Origin of the sequence: Actinomadura madurae, from assembly GCF_047130825.1 — a bacterium.
GTDB classification, from domain to species: domain Bacteria; phylum Actinomycetota; class Actinomycetes; order Streptosporangiales; family Streptosporangiaceae; genus Spirillospora; species Spirillospora madurae.
In genome coordinates this window covers 9494115-9517492 of record NZ_CP083237.1, presented here as the reverse complement: position 1 = coordinate 9517492, position 23378 = coordinate 9494115, and the positions used below count along the sequence as shown (strand labels likewise).

The window sequence follows — 23378 nt, the reverse complement described above, 5'->3', positions numbered from 1 at the left end:
ATAACGCGGCCGGGGCGACCCCTGGGCGTGCGTCGGTTGTCAACGGGGCGCCGCGGCGGGCCGTGATTAATTACGGCGTGGCCGCCCGTTCCAGCAGCCAGCGGGCGATCTCCTCGCCCGCGCGGATGCCGCGGGCGGCGGTGACGGCGGTGGCCGGGGACGTCCAGCCGGTGTCGTGCAGCTCGCCGTGGGCGGGACGGATCGAGCGGTCGGCGGCTTCGAGCAGGTCGATGTCGAGCAGCGAGTCGCCGGCCGCGAGCATGCCGGACGCGGCGGCGCGGCGGGCGGCCTCCGCGGCGGCGGCGGCCTTGGTCAGGCAGGCGGGCAGGCAGTAGACCTTGCGGCCTTGCAGGGACGTCCGCCAGCCGCGTTCGGCGCACCAGCCGGTGAGGTCCTCGACCCAGCCGGGCGGCAGCGAGGCCCGGTCGACGACGGTGTAGGCGAACAGGTCCGAGGCGGTGCGCCGCTTCAGGACGAAGTCGCCGCCGGACTGCGTGAGATGGTGCTGAACGTCCGAGAGCGGCGCGCACGCGTCCGCGACCCGGCTCCGGACGGCCGCGGCCCATTCGGGGTCTTCCCGGCCGTCCACGAGAAGATGGCCGCCGTTCGCGCAGATGGCGAACCGGGGCGGCTTGTCCAGGAGCTGCACGCGCCGGTACTGCTCAGGCGTGCGCGTCGTCGTGGGGACGAACGTGGCCGCCGTCGAGAGGGCCTCCAGCGTCCGTGCGGCGGCCTCCGTCATGTAGGAGAGGGGCGCGCCCTGGTAGAACTCGACGCACAGAAGGCGGGGCATGGTCTCGTCCTGGCCGTCCAGGGCGAAGGCGGCGGCCGAGTAGATGAGCGTGCGGTCGAGGTCCGCGCACACCAGGACGGTCACTGGGCGGCTCCCTTGCCGAACCGGGGATGGATGAGACCCATGCACGCGTAGGGGAACCGTCCGGGCTCGACCTCGTGGACGGGGACGCCGCGTTCACCGGCGAGCAGCCGGATGTGGGCCACCTCGGAGCCGGCGTCGGCGCGGACGAGGACCTTCCACGGGACGCGCCGCAGCAGCACCCGCGTCGTCTCCCCGATGCCGGGCTTGACCAGGTTCAGGTCGTCGATCCCTTCCGCCTCGGCGCAGCGGCGGACGGCCTCCCAGCCCGACCAGTCGGGCGTCCGGTCGGCCGCGAGGGCGTCCGGCAGGTCCTTCGCGACGGTCGCGGCCACGTCGCCGAACCGGGCGCACACCGTGTCGAGATACATCGCCGATACATCGTCGGAGGCCAGCTCGGCATAGAACTTCGCGCCGTGGAAGTCGCCGGGCCCGATCAGGTCGTCGTTGAGGACCGTCCGGCTCACCAGGCCCGACACCGTGGAGTTGAGGCACGCGGACGGGATCAGGAAGTCGTCCCGGGTGCCGTGCAGGGATGCGCACCGCCCCGGGTCCGCGAGGACGGCGAGGTCGGAGGCGAACGGGTGCGCGGCCAGGGCGGCGGTCAGCTCCCGCGTGATGGCGCCCTTGCCCGTCCAGCCGTCCACGAACATCACCGTCGCCGGATCGTGGTGCTCGGCGAGGTACCGCAGCGCGACGGTGTCGATCCCGCGGCCCCGGACGATGCTGACGGCGTAGTGCGGCAGGTCGAGGCCGTGCGCGAACCGGGCCCAGCGCCGCATCAGGATCCCGACGGGCGTGCCGGCGCGGGCGAGCGACACCAGGACGGCGTCCGGGCCCCGCTCGGCGAGGATCATCTCGGTGACCAGCCCCGTCGCGTGGGCGATCCGCCCGGCGGACGTCTCCAGCGCCTCGTGGAACAGCCTCCGGTACTCGGGACCCGGCTGGTATTCGACGGGCAGCGACTCGGCGTAGTGCGCACGCCCCGACTGGATGGCCGCCTCACGTTCCTCCGTGGGCGCTTCCAGACGCACATGCGAGAGGTCCTTGAGCAGCCATGTGACGTCCTCGGCCCGGTAGCTGCCGAAGGAGGGCCCGTGCAGCGGCTTCACGAGGCGCTCCTATAGGACGGGACGTTGGCGACCAGCACCGGCGCGAGCGCGCGCAGCCGTTCCAGGAGCCCTTCGGCGAGCGCCGGGGTGTCGCCGACGTCGTCCACCATGAACACGATCCGGTCGAACCCGCTCTGGCCGGTGCCAGGGGTGACGTTGTAGGCGTACCGCTCCCCCGGCCCGTCGGCTGGGTCGTCGTGTGCGGGAAAGGCCAGCCGCGTCCTGATGGCGTATCCGGCGTCGTCCACGGGCACGACGGGCGAGCGCGTGGTGGTCGAGTAGCGCACGTCCACGTCCGGAAGCGCGTCGGCGAGCGCCTCCGCGAGGCGCAGCGGCGCGTACATCAGTTCCTCGAAGCCCAGCACGAGCACGCGGGAGGCCTCGCCCCTGAACCGCGTCGCCAGGACGTCGGCCATCCGGGCGAGCTCCTTCTCCAGCCGTGCCCGGTGCTCCGGCAGGAACCCGTGCCGTCCTCCGTCCGGCAGCCCGGCGGGCCACTCCAGTGCGATCCGGGCGACCTCGAACCGCGGTCCGCCGTCGTCCCGCACGCTCGGAGGGAGGCCGGCGACGAGCGCCTTCCCGGCCTCCAGAAGGCCCTCGGGAAGCTCGACGTGCCCTCCGGCCAGCGCCACCGCGTCTATGCGCGTGCCCAGCCTGGCCGCGAGGTCGTCCATTCGGGCCCGGTCGGCGGCGCCGCGCAGGTCGACCAGCGCCGCCAGCACGTAGTGGCCCCTGGGACGGACGGCGTGCAGCGCCTCGATGGTGTTCAGCACCGTGCGTCCGGTGGAGAGCTCGTCGTCCACCAGCACCATCGGCACATCGCGGTCGAGCGCCGATCCGTCGGCGGGAAGCAGCAGATGGCTGGTGGCGTGGCTGTGCTCCTCCTCGAACCCCCCGTAGGTGGCGAACCCCTCGACGGGACGCCGCGTGGAGTGCAGGTAGTAGGCGCCGCCCAGAGCGTCCGCCACCGAGTGGCCCAGCGCCGTGGCCGTCTCGGCGTAGCCGAGCACGATCGCCTCCACCGGGATCCGCGGTTCGCGCATCAGGTCGCGAAGCCCGCGGGCCGCTCCCGCCTCGCCTCTCAGCGCGCCCGGGAGCAGCGGACCGGGACGGGACGGCTCCTCCCCGCGCAGCCGCGCACGCACGAGCTCGCCCAGCAACAGCCCCGACCCGTACACCAGACGGGGATCGGTCGGGACGTGCTTGCCCAGCACCGCCGAGACCAGCAGGTGCGCGCGCTTCGGGTTCCGGCGCACCGCGAGCCCCACGAGGGACGACAGGCCGGCCCCGCCCGCGCACGGGCCGTCCACGAGGCGCACCCCGAGACGCGACGCCACCCACGAGGCCGTCACGGGATGTCCGCCGCTTCCAGCAGCTCGACGAACGTGACGCCCTCCGCCGCCACCCCGAACACCCGGGCGCGCAGCATCAGCCGCTGCGCCCACGCGCGGTGCGGCTTCGCCTCGTTCATCTTGTTGGCGTACGAGCTGGCCATCGCCCCGCCCCCGGCGACGCCGAGGATGTCGGCGGCGTCGCAGTACTCCTCGTGGGTCACCACCGACAGCGCGTGGACGGCCGCGACATGGCTCGGGTGGATCACGGTCTTGCCGGTGAGGCCGTTGGCCTTGTCCAGGTGCACCTCGCGGATCAGCCCGTCCAGGTCGGAGGTGATCAGCCGCTGCCGCAGCGGCGCCGCCCGCTGCCGGTCGAACGGCGACTGCCGCAGCTGCGGCTTGAACATCCGCTCCCCCTGCGAGAAGTATTCCCACACGGGCCCGGTGACCACGTACCCCGTGCCGTCGGCGCGGCCGAGGATGTTGACCACGTCGCAGATCACACCGGCGACCGGCCGGATGTCGTAGATCGTCAGGTCGGGCGGCCGGCGCAGCCCGTACGCGGCGGACATGTCGGCCGCGCCGAGCCGGACGGCGACGATCCGCGACCGGTGCTTGGCGAGCAGCCGCGCCACATCGTGGAGCATTTCCGTGCGGGACTCGGCGTACACCGCGTCCGGGCTCTCGATCACCGGCATCGCCAGCAGCCGCAGCCCGGTGCGGGCGGCGGTGTCGGCCAGCGCGTCCAGGAACGCTCCACCGTGCGCCGCGGTGAACTTCGGCAGCACGAACCCGGTCACCAGCTCGGCGGCGCCGCCGAGCCGGTCGGCCAGGTCGCCGATCTGCCGGGGGTCGCGGACGCGGACGAACAGCAGCGGCACCTGCGCCCCGCGCGCGTGCAGCGCCCGGAACCGGGCGACGAGGTTGGCCTCGCCGGCCGCGACCTCGTCGTCGCCGATCGCGTCCTCCAGGCACACGACCATGCTCATCACGCCCCGCCGCAGGGCGCGCTCGATGTCGGCGTCGAGGGCGGGCCGGGTCGCCGGGCAGTACAGCGTTGCACCGAGCGCCACCCCCAGCACCGCCGGGTCGTCGTGGCGGCCGAACGGGCGGGGGTGGCGGTAGAACAGGTGCTTACGACGCGCGGCGTCGATGTGCTCGAAATGCCGCATGGAGCCCGTCAGACGCCCGGGGTCACAGGTGCGTCGCCACGGCCGGCAGCAGGTGCTGGAACGTGCGGCCGGTCGCCGTCGCGCCGATCGCCGTCATCGACCAGCCCTGCCCGTCCCGCGCCACCTTGGCCATGATCTGCGCGTTGTGCTGGCCGGCGCCGCTCAGGTCGTAGCGGGCGATCTCCTGGCCGGTGCTCTCGTCCACCAGGCGGCAGAACGCGTTGGCGATCTGGGAGAAGTCCTGCCCGGTGAACGAGTTCACCGTGAACACCAGCTGGGTGACGTTGGCCGGGACGTTCTGGAGGTCGACGTTGATGACCTCGTCGTCACCCTCGCCCTCGCCGGTCAGGTTGTCGCCGGTGTGCTGCACGGAGCCGTCCTTGCTGCGCAGTTGCCGGAACCACACCTGGTCGGCGAGGTTCCCGGCGGCGTCGAACAGCAGGCAGGACGCGTCCAGGTCGATGGACTGCGCCTTGCCCTTGCCGAACAGCCCCTTCTTGGGCACGGCGTCCCAGCCGAGCCCCATCTTGACGCGGGTGAGGGCGCCACCGCCGGGCTTGGCCAGCGATACCTTCTGCCCCTTCTGCAACGAGATTGACATCGGTCCGTCTCCTTTGATGATCGATGTGTGTCGCCGGGGTCTCGGTGGCCGGTCAGACGTTGCTGGAGTGCAGCTGCTTGTCGCCCTCGCCGCCGGCCGCCGGGCCGGAGGACTCCCCGCCCCCGTTCCGGTTGCGGACGACGGAGCTGGCGAACGCGGCGATGATCAGGCCGGCGCCCAGCCCGCCGGTGATCCATTCGGGCACGTGGTGGCCGATGCTGATCAGCATGCAGACCGCCAGGGCCCCGATCGCCCAGTGCGCGCCGTGCTCCAGGTACACGTACTCGTGCAGCGTGCCCTTGCGGACCAGGAACACCGTCAGCGACCGGATGTACATGGCGCCGATGCCGAGGCCCAGCGCGATGACGATGGGGTCGGTGCTGATCGCGAACGCGCCGATGACGCCGTCGAAGCTGAACGAGGCGTCCAGCACCTCCAGGTACAGGAAGAGGAAGAACCCGGCCTTGCCGGTGGCCAGCGCCAGCGAGCTCGGCCCGGAGCGGCCGGCCTCGCCGGACTCCTCGCCGGCCTCCTCCTCGTCGGGCTCGCTCGCCTCGGAGAACAGCTCCCCCAGCCCGTTGACGAGGATGTAGGTCACCATGCCGAGCACGCCGGCGATCATGACGTTGCCGGGGTCGTCGGCCGCCAGCCAGGCGACGAACGCCAGCGAGCCGCCCGCGACGACGACCGCCAGCTGGTCCAGCTTGCCGATGCGGGCGAGCGGCCGCTCCAGCCACGGCAGCCACTTGTCGGCGCGTTCCTCGAACACGAAGTCCAGGAACAGCATCATCAGGAACATGCCGCCGAACGCCGCGATCATCGGGTAGGCGTCGTTCATCAGCTCGTGGTAGCGGTGCGAGTCGTTGAGCGCCAGGTCGAACGCCTCGTAGGGGTTCAGCTTGGCGGTGATCCCGACGATCAGCAGCGGGAAGACCAGCCGCATGCCGAACACCGCGATCGCGATGCCGATCGTCAGGAAGATCTTCTGCCAGAAGGGGCTCATCCGGTCCAGCACCTTGGCGTTGACCACGGCGTTGTCGAACGAGAGGGAGATCTCCAGAACGGCCAGCACGGCGACCAGGGCCAGCCCGGTCGGCCCGTCGTACAGCAGGGCGAGGAGCAGGCCGACGGCCGTGACGCCGAAGGACCACCCGAAGGTGCGAAGAATCATGCGCGTATCTCTGCTAGAAGGACGGCCGGGCGTGGCGGCCGCGGTGCGGGGGCGTCGGCGGTCAGCCGACGTTCACGCCGAAGTCCATGGCGATGCCGGCGAGACCGGAGGCGTACCCCTGCCCGACGGCCCTGAACTTCCATTCACCGCCGTGCCGGTACAGCTCGCCGAAGACCATGGCGGTCTCGGTCGAGGCGTCCTCGGTGAGGTCGAAGCGGGCGAGCTCGTCGCCGTCGGTCCGGTTGACGATCCGGATGAAGGCGTTGCGGACCTGCCCGAAGCTCTGCTGCCGGTTGTCCGCGTCGTAGATCGAGACGGGGAAGACGATGCGCTCGCACTCGGGCGGCACCGCCCGCAGGTCGACGTTGATCGACTCGTCGTCGCCCTCGCCCTCACCGGTCAGGTTGTCACCGGTGTGCTCGACCGAGCCCTCCGGGCTCTTCAGGTTGTTGAAGAACACGAAGTGCTGGTCGGACATGACCTTGCCGGTGCTCGCGAGCATCAGCGCGGACGCGTCCAGGTCGAAGTCGGCACCCGTGGTGGCGCGCACGTCCCAGCCGAGGCCGACGGTGACCGCGGTGAGGTTGGGCGCGGCCTTCGTCAGTGAAACATTGCCGCCCTTGGCGAGTGAGACTCCCATGAACGGGCCTCTCCCTTCCTGCTGAACCTGATCAGATGTTGACGCCGAAGTCCATCGCGATGCCCGCCAGGCCGGACGCGTAACCCTGGCCGACCGCCCTGAACTTCCACTCGGTGCCGTTGCGGTACAGCTCGCCGAAGACCATCGCGGTCTCCATCGAGGCGTCCTCGGACAGGTCGTAGCGCGCCATCTCCGACCCGTCGGCCTGGTTCAGCACCCGGATGTAGGCGTTGCGGACCTGCCCGAAGTTCTGCCCGCGGCTGTCGGCGTCGTAGATGGACGCGGCGAACGCCACCCGCTCGGCCGCGGCCGGCATCGCCCCGAAGTTGACCTTGAGCTGCTCGTCGTCGCCCTCGCCGGCGCCGGTGGTGTTGTCGCCGGTGTGCTCGACGGCGCCGTCCGGCGTGCGAAGGTTGTTGAAGAACACGAAGTGCTGGTCGGTGATGATCTTGCCGGAGGCGTCCAGGACCATGGCGGAGGCGTCGAGGTCGAAATCGGACCCGGTGGTGGTGCGCAGGTCCCACCCGAGACCGACGGTCACCGCGGTCAGGCCGGGAGCCTGCTTGGTGAGCGATACGTTGCCGCCTTTGCTCAGGCTGACGGGCACGATGGGCCTCCAAGATCGCATGCCGAATCGGACGGACGCCGACCCGGCGCCCAGCCTTATCGACGTAGCAGCGATGCTATCCGTTCCATCCTTTGCGGAGCGATGGCGAACATCATTGTGCTAAGGCACCGCCGTCCGGCCGTCCGGCACCGGACCGGCCGCGCGCGTGCGCGCAACCTGACCCTTTTGCGCAAGACTGGGGCTGGGACGAAGGGAGGCTGCGTTGCGGGGACCGGGTGACCAGCGTCGCCGGGGCGGCCGCGGGGCGCAGGCGGCGGCCGGGGCGGTCGAGGCCAGGGAGGCGGCGGCCGCCGCCTTCTACGACATGGACCAGGCGCAGAAGTACATCGACGGCCGCGTCACCGTGTTCGAGGACCTGGACGCCGCGGCGGCCGCGCCCGCGCGGCGGGAGTTCGCCGGGCTGTCGGAGGCGGCCGACGCCGCGTCCGTCGCCTACATCTCCGTCCTGGACGCGCACGACCTCGATGACCGGGACCGGTCACCGGCCGAGTACGACGCGGCGCGGCGCGCGTTCGTCGCGTCCACGGAGCGGCTGCAGCAGATCACCCGGAACCTGAACGGCTTCGCCGAGCGCCTCGCCCCGCAGATGGCCCGGCTGGAGTCCGCCCTCGACCAGCTCCCGCCGCGGCTGGCCGCCGCCCGCGACGCGGTGGCCGCCGCCGACGCCGCCGTGGCCGCCGCGAAGGACGCCGGGATGGACGCCTCCGAGCCCGAGGCGGACCTGGAGCGCGCCAGGCAGGTCCTCGCGCAGCTCGGCTCGCAGGGGCTCGGCGGGCTCGGGCTGGACGGCGCCATCCGCAAGGCCGAGGAGGTCCGCGACATCGCCGAGCGGGCGCGCGAGGCCGCCGCGGAGCTGCCGCAGCTCGCGCAGAAGGTCCGCAACTCGCTCGCCTCCGTCCGGACGCGGGTGGACGTCGTCGCGAACCGCGTCGGGCCCGTCAAGGAGGCGATGCGGGTCCTCGTGCGCGGCTACTCGCAGGCCTGCTGGCAGGACCTGAAGGGCGCACCGGACTCCATCGAGGCGGCCGTCACCCGGGCCCGCGAGCGGCTGAACGAGGCGTCCGCGCACGCCGCCCGCACCGAGTGGAACCAGGCGCAGCGGGCGCTCACCGCGGCGCGCACCGAGCTGAACGCGGCCGACCGCAGGGCCGGCCAGGTCACCGGGCGGGTGGAGGAGCTGAAGGCGGTCGCCGAGGACCCGTCCAGGCCCGCCGAGGGCGTGCGGTTCGCGGTGCGGGACGCGCAGCGGCTCGCGATGGCGCAGCCCGGAGGGCCGGCACCCCAGCACGTCCGGGTCCTCGACTCGCTCGTCGAACGGCTGGAGAACGCGCCGAACCGGCTCACCGGAGCCCACCCGGACTACTGGGCCTACCTCCAGGAGCTGGAGTCCATAAAGACGGCCGCCGGCGACGTGGTGACGCGCATCCGAGCCGAACGCGCCGGGCAGGGGTGACCGCTAGGCGAACAGCGTGTCTAGGTGAACAGCGTGTCGCCCCAGTGGCCGCCCTCGCCGACGCCGGGCGGGCACGCGTAGACGCCCGATCCGACGTGCTGGATGTACTCGTTGAGCGCGTCCGCCGCCAGCGAGTTCTGGATCCGGATGAAGCCCGTGCGCGGGTCGCGCTGGAAGGCGATGAAGAACAGGCCCGCCTCCAGCCGCCCGAGGCCGTCCGACCCGTCGGTGAACGAGTAGCCGCGCCGCAGGATCCGCGACCCCCGGTTGCTCTCGGGATGGGCGAGCCGGACGTGCGCGTCCGGCTTCATCCGCGCCAGGACCGGCTTGTCGCGCTCCTTGCGCTCCCCCACGGGCGCGCCCTCGCCCTTGCTCCGGCCGAAGATGTCCTCCTGCTCGCGCAGCGACGTCCGGTCCCAGGTCTCGATGTGCATGCGGATCCGGCGGGCGACGAGGTAGGAGCCGCCCGCCATCCACTCGGCGCCCTCGCCCTTGCCCGCCCACACGTGCTCGTCGAGCAGCGCCCCGTCGTCCCCGCCGATGTTGTCGGTGCCGTCCTTGAACCCGAACAGGTTGCGCGGGGTCTGCGCGTCCGGCGTCGTGGAAGAGGTCTTGCCGAACCCGAGCTGCGACCACCGGACCGCCACCACGCCGAAGCCGATGCGGGCCAGGTTCCGGATGGCGTGCACCGCGACCTGCGGGTCGTCGGCGCACGCCTGCACGGCGATGTCCCCGCCGCTGCGGGCGGGGTCGAGGTCGTCGCCCGGGAAGTGCGGCAGGTCGACCAGGGCGGGCGGGCGGCGCGCCTTGATCCCGAAGCGGTCCTTCCCGTCCTTCTCGAACAGCGTCGGGCCGAACCCGATCGTCAGCGTGAGCCGGGACGGCGGCAGCCCGAGCGCCTCGCCGGTGTCGTCCGGCGGCGCCACCGGGACCCCGCCCACCGCGCCGTCGCCGACGGGCCGGCCGGCGGTCATGGCGGCGGCCGCGTCCGTCCACTCCCTCAGCATGCGCACGAGCCGGTCGCGGTCGCCGGTCGTGACGTCGAACGCCGCGAAGTGCAGCCGGTCCTGGACGGGGGTGGCGATGCCCGCCTGGTGCGCGCCGCGGAACGCGACCGCGGCCCCCGCCCCGGCGTCCTCGCCGGCGGAGGCGACCCGGTCGACCCCGGCCCCGGCGGCGGCGCCGGCGAGCAGGCTCACGCCGGAGAAGCCGAGCATCCTGCGCCGGGACATCCCCGGCCGCGACGCGGTCCCGTCGCCGGTCATCTCGCCACCGCCCTCTCGGCCCGCTACTTCGCCACGACCTCGGCGAGTTTGGACAGGGGCTCGCCCAAAGCGTTCACCGCGTCGGCCAGCTCCTTGCGGTCGTCCTTGCCGACCTTGTCGTAGGAGACGTAGCCGTCGCCCTTCGCGTGCTTCTTCAGCAGCGCGTCGACCTTGGCGAAGTTGGCGTCGAGGTCCCCGGCGAGCTGCGCGTCGCGCTCCTGGACGACCGGCTTGAGCAGCTCGTAGATCTTCCTGGCGCCGTCGACGTTGGCCTTGAAGTCGACGAGGTCGGTGTGGCTGAACGCCTCCTCCTCGCCGGTGACCTTGCCGGTGGCGACCTCGTCCAGCAGCTCCTTCGCCCCGCCGGCCATGTCGTTGACCGGGTCGAGGGTGAGGCCCGGAAGCCGCGACTTGAGCACTTCCAGGTCCTTCAGCAGCCGGTCGCCGTACTTCTCCTTGCCCTTGACCGAGCCGTCCTTCCAGAGGGCCTTCTCCAGCAGGTGCCAGCCGGACCAGTCCTTCTTCTCCTCCGGCTTCAGGTCGGCCTCGCGGGCGTCGACCTTCGGGTCGATGTCGCCGAACTTCTCGGCGACGGGCTCGATCGTCTCCCACCCGACGCGGGACGGCGCGTACAGCTCCTTGGCCTTCGGGACGTCGCCGGCCTTGACCGCGTCCACGAACGTCCGGGTCTTGGCGAGGGTGTCGTCGAGCCGCGCGATGACGAAGGTCTTGTAGTCGGCGGCGGCCTTGTCGAGCCGCTGGTCGCCGCCGCCCGCGGAGGCGCCGGTGACCGTGACGTTCTGGGACGGGCCCTTGCCCGTCTGCCCGGCGCTGCACAGCATCCTGTACTGCCCGGCGGGCAGGTTCACGACGAAGTCGACGCTGGTCCCCGGGCCGATGTTCTCCCGCTCGGCGAGGATCTTGCCGTCCGGCTTCAGGACCTCGAACTCGTTGACCTTCGAGCCCTCGTTGGTGACCTTGAAGGTGGTCTTGCCCGCGGGAAGGTCGGTCTTGGCCACCTCGCAGGTGTCGTCGGTGGCCTTGACGGCGATGGCGCCCGCCGCGTCCGCCTCGTCCCCGCCACCGCCGCACGCCGCCAGGAGGGACATCGACACCGCGGCGGCGCCGGCGAGTGCGAGAACGGAGACAGGACGCATGAGGGACTCCAGGGGCGTGCAATTTGGTTAGGCAAACCTAAATTAGCGCTGCCCCGGCTCACCAGGTCAAGCGCCCCCGCGACAGTGCGTCCTCGCTCGTCGCGGATCCTGGAGGAGGGTGTCAGCGCGGCCGGTCGTGCAGGCCCATCGTGAGGTTGCGGGCGACCATCGGCGGACCGCCGGCCTGCGGCTCCCCGTACGGCGGGAGCTGGCCCTGCTGCTGCGGCGGCTGCTGGTACTGGGGCGCCTGCTCGCGCTGCTGCGCCGCGGGCTCGGCCCACACGGCCGTCCCGTACGCGCACACCTCGAAGCCGCCGCCCACCGCGGCGGTGTCGTACCGCATGCCGACCACCGTGTTCGCGCCCTTGCGGCGGGCCTCCTCGCCGAGCCGCTCCACCGCCTCCCGGCGCGCCGCGGCGAGGCTCACGCCCGGCTGCTCCCCGGTCACCCGGAACGTCGCACTGCTGCCGCCCTGCCCGGGGGCGGGCGCGCCGCCCTGAGCCGCCTGCACGGCCGTCCCGAGGACCTCCCCGAGCACGCTCCTGATCTCGTACCCCGCCACGCCATCAGTCGTCACGATCAGCATGACCACCACGGTAGGACACGGTACGGACGAAATGCGACGCAATGACCAGATGACCAGGCACGGACACGGGCGAGGTCCTCCCGGCCCGCCGGCCGGGAGGACGCCCGTCAGTCGAGGTACTCCCGGAGCATCTGCGCGCGCGAGGGGTGACGCAGCTTCGCCAGGGTCTTGGACTCGATCTGGCGGATCCGCTCCCTCGTCACGCCGAACTCCCGGCCGACCTCCTCCAGCGTGCGCGGATGCCCGTCGGTCAGGCCGAAGCGCAGCTGGATGATGCGCTGCTCCCGGTCCGACAGGGTGCCGAGGATGTCCTCCAGCTGGTCCTGCAGGAGGATGAACGCCGCGGCCTCGATCGGGACCACCGCGTCCGCGTCCTCGATGAAGTCGCCGAGGTCGGAGTCCTCCTCGCCGATCGGCGACTGCAGCGACACCGGCTCCTGGGCGATCCGCTGGATCTCCACGACCCGGACGGGCGACAGGCCCATCTCCAGGCCGATCTCCTCGGGGCTGGGCTCGCGGCCGAGGTCCTGGTGCATCTGGCGCTGCACCCGGACCAGCTTGTTGATGGTCTCCACCATGTGGACCGGGATCCGGATCGTCCGGGCCTGGTCGGCGATCGCCCGGGTGATCGCCTGCCGGATCCACCAGGTGGCGTAGGTCGAGAACTTGAACCCTTTCGTGTAGTCGAACTTCTCGACCGCGCGAATCAGTCCGAGATTTCCCTCCTGGATGAGGTCGAGGAAGAGCATCCCCCGGCCCACGTAGCGTTTCGCGATCGAGACCACCAGCCGCAGGTTGGCCTCGATCAGGCGTTGCTTCGCCCGCATCCCCTCGCGGGAGAGCAGTTCGAGGTCGATCAGCTCGCCGCGGGCGAGGACGGCGGTACGCGCCATCTTCTCCTCGGCGAACAGTCCCGCCTCGATCGATTTCGCGAGTTCTACTTCATCTTCTGCCGTGAGAAGCGGTACGCGACCGATCTCTCTCAGGTAGATCCGAACCAGGTCGCTCGTCGGCGCCCGCTTGCCGAGGTCTCCCTCATCCGCTCGCGCGACGTCCTCGGTCTCCTGCTGAGACTCGAGAACCTCCACCCCCTGCTCTGCGAGCATCCGGACGACCCTTTCCAGGGAGTCGTCCGGCAAGTCCGAGCGATCGAGCGCGGCAGCGACGTCCTCGACGGTCACACCGCCGCGTTCTCTGCCACGTGCGACGAGGTCCGCCACCTGATCAACCGATGGCGCCTCGCTTGGCAGCACCGAAGGGCCCACGCAGACAGTCTGCGTCAAATGGAGCCAAGATCACAGGACCCATTTTTGCGTCCGTTGACCTACTGCGCCCCAAGCCCTCTCTCACGCAACACCCGTCGCTGCCGCTCAAGTGCGACAAGGTCGCCGAACAGCTTCTTGTACTCGTCGGCGGCCTCGACCGGATTCAGCCGCCCGAGTTTAGATTTCGCGTCGGCGATCATGCGGGTGAGCTGGCGTTCCTGTATTCGGGCCAGCAGCTCCGCCGCATAACGGTCGTCCGATTCCTGGACGGCCCGGACCGGCTCCACCCCGAGCTTGGTGATCAGATCCCTGACCTGGTCGTTCGGCGCGCGCTCCAGGAGCAGCGCGACCCACTCCGCGACGTTCCCGGCCGCCGTCACGCCGCCGGCCGCGGCGATCACCGCCCGCACCGCCGCGTGCGGCGGGGCGAGGAACGCCTCCGCCGGAACCTCCTCGAACCCCGGCCCGAGCAGCGCCGGGCGCTGGACGGCCAGTTTCAGCAGCTCACGCTCGCGCTGGACCTCGGGGTCGGCCGGGTCGAACGCCGGACGCGGCGGCGCCGCCGGCTCGCCGGCCGGCCCGTTGCGCCCGTCGCGCCCGTCGCGCCCGTTCCGGCCGCGGCCGCTCCCGTCCTGGGGGCGGCCGTTCCCGTTCTGCGCACGGCCGTTTCCGGCCTGCGGGCGGCCGTTTCCGGCCTGGGAGCGGCCGTGCCGGCGGGCGGCGAGCTCCCGGACGCGGCTCAGCACGAACTGCTCGTCCATGATGCCGAGCCAGCGGTCCAGGTTGACCGCGTACATGTGCCGGCGGGAGCGGTCCTTGATGGCGGCGACCACCGGGGCCGCCGCGTCCAGCGCGCCCAGCCGCCCCTCGACCGTGTCGAGGTCGTACTGCTCGATCGTGCTGCGCACCGCGAACTCGAACAGCGGCAGCCGGGAGGCCACCAGGTCGCGCACCGCCGCGTCGCCGTGCCGGATCCGCAGGTCGCACGGGTCGAGCCCGTCCGGCTGGACGGCCACGAACGTCTGCGAGACGAACTTCTGCTCGTCGTCGAACGCGCGCAGCGCCGCCTTCCGCCCGGCCGCGTCGCCGTCGAAGGTGAAGATCACCTCGCCGCGGAACTCGTCCTGGTCCATCAGCAGCCGGCGCAGCACCTTGATGTGGTCGTCGCCGAACGCCGTCCCGCTGGTGGCGATCGCCGTCGGGACGCCCGCCAGGTGGCAGGCCATCACGTCGGTGTAGCCCTCGACGACCACGGCCTGCCGCCGCCGCGCGATCTCCTTCTTCGCGAGGTCGGCCCCGTACAGCACCGACCCCTTGTGGAACAGCGGCGTCTCCGGGGTGTTCAGGTACTTGGGGCCGTCGTCGTCCTCGTAGAGCCTGCGGGCGCCGAAGCCGATGACGTCGCCGGACAGGTCGCGGATCGGCCACATCAGCCGGCCGCGGAACCGGTCCATCGGGCCACGGCGGCCCTCCTTCGCGAGGCCGCCGGCGACGATGTCGCGGTCGGCGAAGCCGCGTCCGCGCAGGTGCCGGACCAGGCCCTCCCACTCGCGGGGGGCGAAGCCGACGCCGAAGCGCGCGGCGTCGGCCTGCTCGAAGCCGCGCTCGGCCAGGAACGTCCGGCCGATCATGCCCTCGGGCGAGGCGAGCCGCTCCGCGTAGTACTCGGCGGCGGCCTTGTGCGCCTCGATGAGCCGGGCGCGCTGACCGCCGTCGTGCCGGGGGCCGCGCCCGCCGTCCTCCTCGTAGCGCAGCTGGATCCCGGCCTGGACGGCGAGCCGCTCCACCGACTCGCTGAAGGACAGGTGCTCGATCTCCTGGACGAACTTGATGACGTCGCCGCCCGCCTCGCAGCCGAAGCAGAAGTACAGCCCGCGCGAGGGCGTCACGTTGAACGAGGGCGACTTCTCGTCGTGGAACGGGCAGAGGCCCTTGAGGTTGCCGCCGCCCGCGCTGCGCAGCTGCAGGTACTCGCCGATCACGTCGGCGATGGACGAGCGCTCCCGCACGAGCGCGATGTCCTCATTGCGAATCCGGCCTGCCACGACCAAGGAGTCTACGGCGGCCTCACGACAGCGCGGGCATCACATCGGAACCCGGCATCGGTGCGCTCCCGGCCCCGCGACGGGACCGGGAGCGCACCCCGCCTCATCGCGCCGGTCTCACCGGACGCGGAACCGGTCGAACAGCCGGTACATGAACTCCGTTCCCTGCTTGAGCGCCTCGACGGTGATGCGCTCGTCGTTGCCGTGCATGGCGATCAGCTGGTCGTTGTCCAGCACGTACGGGTAGACGCCGTAGCCGGGGACGCCCTTGGACGTCCACGGCCCGAGGCTCGTCCCCGCCTCGAACAGGGCGGGGGCGAAGACGGCGCCCGGGTAGGTCTCGGCGGCGGCCTCGCCGATCGCGGTGTACAGCGGGGAGTCGAGGCTGGACGGCTGCCTGGCCCAGGTCTCGTCCAGCCTCTTGAGGGCGTCCTCCTCCGACTCCCCGGGGTTGCCGGCGAGCTTGACGGTGACGTCGCGGTCCGCGAGGCGCTTGCGGAACGCCGCGAGGAAGTCGCGGGGACGCTGGCCGCCGGGCACGCCCCGGCAGTTGATCCGGAGCGTGGCGGAGGACGGGATGACGTTCTCCTTGTACCCCGCGTCCTCGATCACGAACGAGTGCGTGGTCCGCAGGAGCGCCCGGTGCAGCCACGGGTACGAGCTGCGCTTGACCACGAGCGCCGCCGCCCGCTCGCGGGCCGGCTGCGACCGCGCCGCCAGCAGCAGCCGCAGCGCCCGCTCGAACGGGCCGTCGTCGGTGGCCTTGGCCAGGGCGCCGAAGTACTCGCGGGTGACCGGGGTGAGCGCGACGGGCGCGAGCCAGGTGTCGATGTCGGTCACGGCGCGGGAGAGCCGGGCGATCGCGGACTCGGGGTTGGGCTTGGACGAGTGGGTGGCGATGCCGTCGGCGACGAGGTCGAGGTTGAAGTAGACCTTGTCCTGGCGGGTCACCGTGATGAGCATCGGCGTCCTGCGGTCCTTCTGGGCGAGGAACCAGCCGCCCTCGGTGAGCACCATGCCGGCGTTGATCTTGTCCCAGTGGTTCTGGGCGAGCCAGGCGGAGCCGTACTGCCCGGCCTCCTCGTCGCAGTCGGTGAGGACGATGATGTCGCGGTCGAACTTCGCGCCCTCGTTCACGTGCCGCAGCACGGCGGCGATGTTGGCGGAGTTGGCGCCCTTCATGTCCAGGGCGCCGCGGCCGTAGATCTCGCCGTCCTTGACGACCCCGGCGAACGGGTCGACGGACCACTTGTCGCGTTCCACGGGCACGACGTCGGAGTGTCCGAGCAGGAGCAGCGGCGGGGCGGCGGTGGTGCCCTTGATCCGGGCGATGAGGTGGACGTTGTCCTTCTTCGGCGTGGGGATGATCTCCGCGGGCACGTTCGCGGAGTCCCACACCGCCTTCAGCATCTCGGCGTGCGGCCGGGTGACGCCGCCCTCGCCGAAGTTCTGGGTGTCGAAGGCCAGCATCTTCTTCAGCAGGGCCAGCGGGTCGAGGTCGGCGGGAGCGGGCGCGGCGGGCACGCGGGCCGGCGCGGCGGCGGCGGTGCCGCCGGCGAGGACGCCGCCGGTGAGCAGGACGGCGCCCGCGCCGCCGCGGCGCAGGAAGGTTCGGCGGGTGACGGGGGTCGGGGAGTCGGACATGGGAGCTCCTCCTTCGCTGGGCGGGAGCGCCCCGCGGGGGGCCGCGGAGCGCTCCCGGACCGTGGCGGTCGCGGCCGCGCTACCGGAACGCGGCGACGATCTCCACCTCGACGAGCCAGCCTGGCACGGGGAGGTTCTCGATCTCCAGAGTGACGCGTGACGGGCGTGCGGAATTGACGTACGTGGGAAGCGCGGGCGGCGCGGTGCCGAGCGGGACCTTGACGGGCGCGCCGGTGGACAGGTCGGTGTTGGCGAAGTACTGCCGGTAGGCGCGGTTCCATCCTGCGAAGTCCGCCGTGTCGCTGCCGGGGGCGTTGGCGAGGTAGGCCCGCATGGAGATCACGTCCCGGAGCGTGAGGCCCTGGGCCTTGAGGTTCGCGGCGATCTGCTTGAGGACGTTGAGCGCCTGGGCCTCGGTGATGGTGACGCCGGGCGGCGGCGTCATGTACTCGCTGTAGCGTTCGGGGCTGCCCGCCGGAGCGGAGGTGTTGGCCTCCCTGGGGCCGAGGCCGCTCGCCGTGTAAGTGGCGACGCGTCCTCCGACGGCGACACCGTCGGCGATGGCCGGGTTGCTCTGCCCGGCGGGGAGCGCGGGGCGCACTTCGTTCGGGCGGGGCGGTCTTCCGAAATGCCCGGGCGCGGCGGACGCGGCGGACGCGACCCCGACGAACGCCGCGGTGGCGAGCCCGCCGGCGAGAATCCTGCCTCGGAGCACGGTCATCCCTGGTAGCACGGTCATCCCTTCAGTACGCGCTGGTGGAGTTCGGTCACGACCTTGCGCGCGGACTCGAAGGAGCCGTGCTGCCAGGCGATCTCGTAGCTGAGCCAGTCACCGGCGTAGTACACGTTCCCCTGGGGCTGGTTGAGGAGCTTGTACTCGGCTCCGCGCGACGGCCAGTCGACCCAGCCGCCCTCGATGTGCGGCTGCCGGATCCAGGCGATGGACGCGGACGCGGCGATGCCCTCGCGGTAGCGGTCGCCGTGGATCTTCGCCCCCTGGTCGAGGGCGCGGGCGAGCCGTCCGGCGTGCCCCAGCCTCGCGTAGGTGTCGGCCTGCGCGCCGAAGTTGTAGTAGCCGACGAGCAGGCCGGAGCGGCCGTGGTACCCGGACGAGGGGTACCAGATGGTGGAGATGTCCAGATCGGTGTTCGTGATGCCGCCGTAGATCTTCTCCTCGGTCTCCCACCAGCGGTTCCGGTACTCCAGCCCGATCTTGCCGGTGGAGACCGGGACGGGCGTCCCCAGCGCGGACTGGACCGCCGCGCCCAGGTTGTGCGGGATCTTCGCCAGCACCTGCGGCGGCAGGGCGGCGACGCAGTAGTCCGCCTCCAGCAGCCGGGTGCGCCCGCCCGTCTCGTACTGGATCCGCACGCCCCCGGCGAGGTTCGTGATCTTGGTGACCCTGGCGCCGGTGCGGATCCGGTCCCGCCCGACGGCCTTGGCCAGCGCACGCGGGATGGCGTCCATGCCCCCGACGGGCTGGAACATCAGCATCGCCTGGCTGTAACCGAACTCGAAGGAGAAGTAGCGGCCCACGCCGCCGGCGAAGACGTCCGAGAGGGAGGGCGGGGGCCCGAGGACCGTCCCCTCCACGTCGCCCGCCCCCGGGTCCACGGTGAAGCCGCGCCGGTCGCCGCCCTTGTAGGCGTACCCGTCGGCCTTGGGGCCGATGGCGCCGAACCCCGACAGGAACGACAGCAGCCTCTCCTTGTCGGTCGAGGTGAGCCTCTGGTCGAGGGCTCCCTGGTCGGTGGCCTTGGCGAGCAGTTCGGAGATGTACCCGTAGACGTCGGCCTTCGCGGTGCGCCACCGCACCGGGGCCTCCATCCCGGCCGACTGGTTGAAGAGATAGGCCTGGGCGTTGGAGTTGGTGAAGACCTCCAGCGGGACGCCCAGCTCCCGGCAGTAGTCCATCGTCGTCATCCACTGCGCGATGCGGGCCGGGCCCGCGTTCATGTACGTGCCGTCGCCGAATCCGACCCGCTGGGTCTCGCCGCCCGTCTCGGTGAGGCGGTCGCCGCCGCGCAGCGTGCGGTTGCGCCCGCCCACCCGGTCCTGCGCCTCCAGGACGGTGACCCGGTAGCCGGCCTTGCCCAGCTCGTACGCGGTGGCCAGCCCGGCGACGCCGGCGCCGAGCACCACGACCTTCGCGGCCGCGCGGCCGCGCAACCGGAAGTCCGATTCCCGCGGGGGCTGGAAGGGGACGCGGGGCCGCGCCTCCGCGCTCGGGGCGAGGCCCAGCGCGCCCATGGTGGCGAACATGGCCCCCGCCCCGCCGGTGGCCCCGACCCGGGTGAGGAAGCCACGTCTGCTGACGCCCGTCGGCTCTGCCGAAGTCGCCAAGGAGCACCTCCAAGATCTCGTCGTCCGGGCAGTCTGGGACCGTTCCATTGCGAGAAATGGCGAGATCTGTAAGAGGTGCGTTGCCGACCGGCTTCTCCCGTGATCAACCGGTTTCGTAATCCTCACCGCGGGAAGGGGGCTCCGCCGCCGCCGGCATGGCCGGACTCGGCCGGGTCGACGGGCGGTAACTCCGGTTTGACTCTGGACAACCTCGACCGTCGCGCGGTGTGATGACGGACCGAAGTTTCACCCACCCCCAGGCGGCCCCGATGACGGATGTTGTGCTGGACGGCGTCGACAAGGTGTACCCCGGCGGGCAGGCGGCCGTCCGGAACGTCCGCCTCCGGATCAACGACGGCGAGCTGTTCGTCCTGCTCGGGCCGTCCGGCTGCGGCAAGTCCACCATCCTGCGGATGATCGCCGGGCTGGAGGAGATCACCAGCGGCGACCTGTGGCTGAACGGGATCGTCGCCAACGGGCTGCCGCCGCGCGAGCGCAATGTCGCGATGGTCTTCCAGGAGGGGGCGCTCTACCCGCACCGCACCGTCAAGGGCAACATGATGTTCCCCCTGGAGGTGTCGGGGGACGACCGGGCCGAGGCCAGCGCGAAGGTCGTCGAGCTGGCCCGCGCGCTCGGCATCAACACGATGATCGACCGGATGCCGCGCACGCTGTCGGGCGGCCAGCGGCAGCGGGCCGCGATCGGGCGGGCGCTGATCCGCGAGCCGTCGCTGTTCCTGATGGACGAGCCCCTGTCGAGCCTGGACGCGGGGCTGCGCGCCGAGCTGCGCGTCGAGATCGCCGCGCTGGTCCGCTCCACCGGGACCACCACCGTCTACGTCACGCACGACCAGATCGAGGCCATGACGATGGCCGACCGGATGGCGGTGCTGCGCGACGGCGTGCTGGAGGACGTCGGCACCCCCGAGCAGATCTACGAGGACCCGGCGACGGTGTTCGTGGCCGCGTTCCTCAGCTCGCCGCCGATCAACCTGCTGCAGGCCACGCTGTGGGCCGTCGAGGGCGAGGGGCTGCTGCTCGACTTCGGGCCGCAGCGGCTGACGCTGCCGTGGAACGATCCCCGCGCGTCCGCGCTGATCAGCCACCACGGGCGTCCCGTGATCGTGGGCATCCGCCCGGACACGCTGATGCCGATCGCCCCCGGTTCGCCGGCCCCGCACGGCAGCGTCCTGTCCGGGCAGGTCCGCGCGCTGGAGTTCCACGGGCACGAGTGGCTCGCCTACGCCGAGGCGGGCATCCCCACGGTCGACGCGACCGAGGTGGGGCGGCCGGAGGCCCCGCCGGCCCGCGAGCCGGACCGGCCCGGCCTGCGCGGACGCCTGCGGGGGGTGTTCGGGCGCCCGTCCGGCGAGGAGGAGTACACCGAGGAGCACGCCGGCCACCACCGGCGCTCCGACCTCGTGTTCCGGATCGCGCCGGGCGGCCGGCCCGACCGGGGCGACCATGTCGCGCTGACCATCGACTTCGGCCGCGTGCTGTTCTTCGGGGCGGACGGCCGGCGCGTCACCCCCGTCCAGCGGTAGTCAGGCCACGATCCGGCTGAGCCGGCGCAGTCCCTCGTCGATGGCGGGCGGCGGCGCGGCCCCGTACCCGAAGACCAGCCCCGGGACGGGCGGCGCGGACACCGCGAACTCCGACAGCGCGAACAGGCCGATGCCCGCCTCCAGCGCCCGCGCGGCGATCGCGGCGTCGTCCGCGCCGGCCGGGAGGGTGGCGCTCAGATGCAGCCCGGCCTCGGACGGGACGAGGGTCAGCCGGTCGCCCATCAGCCCGCCGACCAGCTCCGCGACGCGCTCGTGCCGGGCCCGGTACTCGCGGCGCGACCTGCGCAGGTGCCGGGCGAGCAGGCCCTCGTCGATGAACCGGGCCAGCGCCGCCTGCGCGGGCAGCTCGGCATGCCAGGACGAGACGTAGCGCGCCATCCGGAACGCGTGGTGCAGCGCCGGCGGCACGACGAGGAAGCCGAGCCGCAGCACCGGCCGCATGACCTTGGAGAAGGTGCCGGTGTACAGGACTCGGCCGTCCCCGTCGAGGCCCTGCAGCGGCTCGACCGGCCGGCCGCCGTAGCGGTACTCGGTGTCGTAGTCGTCCTCGACGATCACCACGTCGCGCCGCCGCGCCCAGCCGAGCAGCGCCCGGCGCCGCGGCAGCGACATCGGCATGCCCAGCGGGAACTGGTGCGACGGGGTGACGTAGACGGCCCGCGCGTCGCCGGGGAGCGCGTCGACGCGCAGGCCCTCGGCGTCGACCGGCACCCCGCGCACCCGCATCCCGGCCGCGGTGAGCAGCATCCGCGCGGGCGGGTACCCCGGGTCCTCGACGGCGACGACGTCGCCGGGTTCGAGCAGCACCCGGACGATGAGGTCGAGCGCCTGCTGGACGCCCGCGGTGACGACGATGTCGGCGCCGGCCGCGCGCACCGAGCGCGACACGCCGGCGTGCCGGGCGATGGCGTCCCGCAGGGCGGGCAGGCCCGCCGGGTCGCCCGCCGACGCGGGGTCCCCCAGCGCCGACGGCCGGAGCACCCCGGCCATGATCCGCCGCCAGGCCTCGTACGGGAACAGCGTCACGTCGGGCAGCCCGGCGCGGAAGTCCCACCTGATGCCCGGCATCCGCGCGGGCCAGGCCGACACCCCGTCCCACACCCGGCGCGGCCGCAGCGGCGAGGCGGCGGGGGCGCCGCGCGGGGCGGACCCGGTCTCCCGGACGAACGTCCCCGCCCCCACCCGGCTCGTGAGGAAGCCCTCGGCGGCGAGCCGGTCGTAGGCGACGCCGACGGTGTTGCGGGAGATCGCGAGGCGCCGCGCCAGCTCCCGCGTCGGCGGCAGCGCGTCGCCCGCGCGGAGCCGTCCGTCCAGGATCGCGGCGCGCAGCTGGCGGTAGATCTGCCCGGCGATGTCGCGGCGGCCCACCAGGCTCACGTGCAGATCCACGCCGCCGAGCCTAAATCGGCTCAGTCATTTCCCGCAATTTTGGCCCTGTACCTGGTCCTCTGCCGGTTCCTAGCGTGGACGGCATGGATCTGCTCACCGAACTGCTCACCGCCGACTTCCGCCCGCTGGACCGGAAGGCGGCCGACCTCTACGTGGCCACCGTCGCGCGGGTGAAGCCGGACGCGCTCACGCTGCCCACGCCATGCCCCGACTGGACCCTGCACGGCCTCCTGCGCCACCAGGTCAGCCAGGACGAGGGCTTCGCCGCGGCCGCACGGGGCGAGGGCGGGCGCCTGTCCCGCTGGCGGAGCGGCGACCTCGGCGACGATCCCCGCGAGGCCGCGAAGGCCTCCGCCGATCTGGTGACCCGCGCGTTCGCCGACGTGGCCCTGGACGCCGAGCTCGTCCTCCCGGAGATCCGCGACGGCGGCGCCTTCCCCGCGTCCCTGGCGATCGGCTTCCACCTCGTCGACCTGGTCGTCCACGCGTGGGACGTCGCGGCCACGATCGGCGTCCCGTGGGAGCCCGCTGAGGACCTGGTCGGCGCGGCGCTGAAGGTCGCCGCAATCGTCCCCGAGGACGGCCGGGGTGCCGGCGAGCCGTTCGCCCCGTCCGTCCCCTCCCCGGACGGCGCCCGGCCGGAGGACCGGCTGCTGCGCATGCTGGGCCGCGCGCCCGGGTGGCGCTGACCCGTCAGGCCGTGGCGGCGGCGGGGGTGCAGAGCGCGGCGGCGTCCCGGTAGTAGCCGATCTTCGTCTTGATCTGCTCCTGCTGCGCGCGCAGCGTCGCGATCTGCTCCTCGACCCGGCGGTCGTGCTCCTGCAGCAGTTCGAGCCGCTCATGGACGGTCTCGCCTCCGCCGCGGGCCAGCTCGGAGTAGCGCAGCATCTCGGCGATCGGCATCCCGGTGCCGCGCAGGCAGCGCAGCATCCCGAGCCACTGCAGGTCGCCGTCGCTGAACACGCGCCGCCCGGACGCGTTCCGCGCGATCCCCGACAGCAGCCCGATCTTCTCGTAGTAACGCAGCGTGTCGATGCTGAAACCGCTCTTCTCGGCGGTCTCCGCGGGAGAGTAGTGACTCACGTCTCCCAGGATCGCACCTGGAGTGCACTCCAGGTCAACGCCGGCCGCACT

The 23378-nt window shown here is 72.3% G+C and carries 21 protein-coding genes; 3 read left to right on the top strand and 18 right to left on the bottom strand.

Translation table 11 applies throughout. The features are described from left to right. Positions 1–70 precede the first annotated feature (70 nt). From K8Z49_RS44570 to K8Z49_RS44535, 8 genes are all read right to left on the bottom strand, one after another. The gene (locus K8Z49_RS44570; protein WP_083597195.1) at positions 71–877 is read right to left on the bottom strand and encodes an HAD family hydrolase; all 807 of its coding nucleotides are present in this window, start codon (positions 875–877) and stop codon (positions 71–73) included. After that, a complete protein-coding gene (locus K8Z49_RS44565; protein WP_412516965.1) occupies positions 874–1986 on the bottom strand; it encodes a cysteine protease StiP family protein in 1113 nt (370 codons plus the stop codon). The genes K8Z49_RS44570 and K8Z49_RS44565 overlap by 4 nt, the downstream gene beginning before the upstream one ends. Continuing rightward, on the bottom strand, positions 1983–3338 hold the full coding sequence (locus K8Z49_RS44560) for a phosphoribosyltransferase family protein (RefSeq protein WP_412516964.1): 1356 nt from the start codon (positions 3336–3338) through the stop codon (positions 1983–1985). Before K8Z49_RS44560 ends, K8Z49_RS44565 begins: the two co-directional genes overlap by 4 nt. Further along, positions 3335–4492 (bottom strand): HpcH/HpaI aldolase/citrate lyase family protein, encoded by a 1158-nt coding sequence (locus K8Z49_RS44555; protein ID WP_021596594.1) that lies wholly within the window; start codon positions 4490–4492, stop codon positions 3335–3337. The genes K8Z49_RS44560 and K8Z49_RS44555 overlap by 4 nt, the downstream gene beginning before the upstream one ends. A 22-nt stretch (positions 4493–4514) precedes the next feature. Further along, entirely contained in the window at positions 4515–5093 is a 579-nt protein-coding gene (locus K8Z49_RS44550) for a TerD family protein (RefSeq protein WP_021596593.1), read from the bottom strand. A gap of 52 nt (positions 5094–5145) precedes the next feature. Further along, complete coding sequence (locus K8Z49_RS44545; RefSeq protein WP_412516963.1) at positions 5146–6264, bottom strand: DUF475 domain-containing protein; 1119 nt, start codon at positions 6262–6264, stop codon at positions 5146–5148. 61 nt (positions 6265–6325) lie between these two features. Continuing rightward, positions 6326–6904, bottom strand: a complete 579-nt coding sequence (locus K8Z49_RS44540; protein WP_021596591.1) for a TerD family protein — start codon at positions 6902–6904, stop codon at positions 6326–6328. Between the two features lie 31 nt (positions 6905–6935). Beyond that, positions 6936–7511: a TerD family protein gene (locus K8Z49_RS44535; protein WP_021596590.1), complete on the bottom strand. Its 576-nt coding sequence runs from the start codon at positions 7509–7511 to the stop codon at positions 6936–6938. 223 nt (positions 7512–7734) lie between these two features. Between K8Z49_RS44535 and K8Z49_RS44530 the strand changes: the two genes are divergently transcribed. Continuing rightward, positions 7735–8985: a molecular chaperone DnaJ gene (locus tag K8Z49_RS44530; RefSeq protein ID WP_412516962.1), complete on the top strand. Its 1251-nt coding sequence runs from the start codon at positions 7735–7737 to the stop codon at positions 8983–8985. A 20-nt stretch (positions 8986–9005) separates the two neighbouring features. Here K8Z49_RS44530 and efeB read toward each other — a convergent pair whose 3' ends face one another. From efeB to K8Z49_RS44490, 8 genes are all read right to left on the bottom strand, one after another. Further along, complete coding sequence (efeB, locus tag K8Z49_RS44525; protein ID WP_024936002.1) at positions 9006–10250, bottom strand: iron uptake transporter deferrochelatase/peroxidase subunit; 1245 nt, start codon at positions 10248–10250, stop codon at positions 9006–9008. A 23-nt stretch (positions 10251–10273) separates the two neighbouring features. Next, positions 10274–11407 (bottom strand): iron uptake system protein EfeO, encoded by a 1134-nt coding sequence (efeO, locus tag K8Z49_RS44520; RefSeq protein ID WP_111832974.1) that lies wholly within the window; start codon positions 11405–11407, stop codon positions 10274–10276. 121 nt (positions 11408–11528) lie between these two features. Beyond that, complete coding sequence (locus K8Z49_RS44515) at positions 11529–11993, bottom strand: YbjQ family protein (RefSeq protein WP_412516961.1); 465 nt, start codon at positions 11991–11993, stop codon at positions 11529–11531. Positions 11994–12100: 107 nt separating this feature from the next. Further along, complete coding sequence (gene rpoD, locus K8Z49_RS44510) at positions 12101–13246, bottom strand: RNA polymerase sigma factor RpoD (RefSeq protein WP_033333009.1); 1146 nt, start codon at positions 13244–13246, stop codon at positions 12101–12103. A 71-nt stretch (positions 13247–13317) separates the two neighbouring features. Further along, positions 13318–15303, bottom strand: coding sequence for a DNA primase (gene dnaG / locus K8Z49_RS44505; RefSeq protein ID WP_412516960.1), 1986 nt, complete (start codon positions 15301–15303; stop codon positions 13318–13320). 117 nt (positions 15304–15420) lie between these two features. Further along, on the bottom strand, positions 15421–16947 hold the full coding sequence (locus K8Z49_RS44500) for a M20/M25/M40 family metallo-hydrolase (protein ID WP_412516959.1): 1527 nt from the start codon (positions 16945–16947) through the stop codon (positions 15421–15423). 79 nt (positions 16948–17026) lie between these two features. Then, a complete protein-coding gene (locus K8Z49_RS44495; RefSeq protein ID WP_412516958.1) occupies positions 17027–17668 on the bottom strand; it encodes a Rid family hydrolase in 642 nt (213 codons plus the stop codon). Positions 17669–17682: 14 nt separating this feature from the next. Continuing rightward, positions 17683–19290 carry an FAD-dependent oxidoreductase gene (locus tag K8Z49_RS44490; protein WP_412516957.1) on the bottom strand — a complete coding sequence of 536 codons (1608 nt, stop codon included), beginning with the start codon at positions 19288–19290 and terminating at the stop codon, positions 17683–17685. Between the two features lie 269 nt (positions 19291–19559). Between K8Z49_RS44490 and K8Z49_RS44485 the strand changes: the two genes are divergently transcribed. Beyond that, entirely contained in the window at positions 19560–20834 is a 1275-nt protein-coding gene (locus K8Z49_RS44485) for an ABC transporter ATP-binding protein (protein ID WP_024936006.1), read from the top strand. Here K8Z49_RS44485 and K8Z49_RS44480 read toward each other — a convergent pair whose 3' ends face one another. After that, positions 20835–22244, bottom strand: a complete 1410-nt coding sequence (locus K8Z49_RS44480) for a PLP-dependent aminotransferase family protein (protein ID WP_412516956.1) — start codon at positions 22242–22244, stop codon at positions 20835–20837. Positions 22245–22327: 83 nt separating this feature from the next. On the opposite strand from K8Z49_RS44480, the gene K8Z49_RS44475 reads away from it, so the two are divergent. Continuing rightward, on the top strand, positions 22328–22933 hold the full coding sequence (locus K8Z49_RS44475) for a TIGR03086 family metal-binding protein (RefSeq protein ID WP_021596626.1): 606 nt from the start codon (positions 22328–22330) through the stop codon (positions 22931–22933). Between the two features lie 4 nt (positions 22934–22937). Here the strand turns inward: K8Z49_RS44475 and K8Z49_RS44470 are convergent, their stop codons facing one another. After that, on the bottom strand, positions 22938–23327 hold the full coding sequence (locus K8Z49_RS44470) for a MerR family transcriptional regulator (RefSeq protein WP_021596625.1): 390 nt from the start codon (positions 23325–23327) through the stop codon (positions 22938–22940). Positions 23328–23378: the final 51 nt, after the last annotated feature.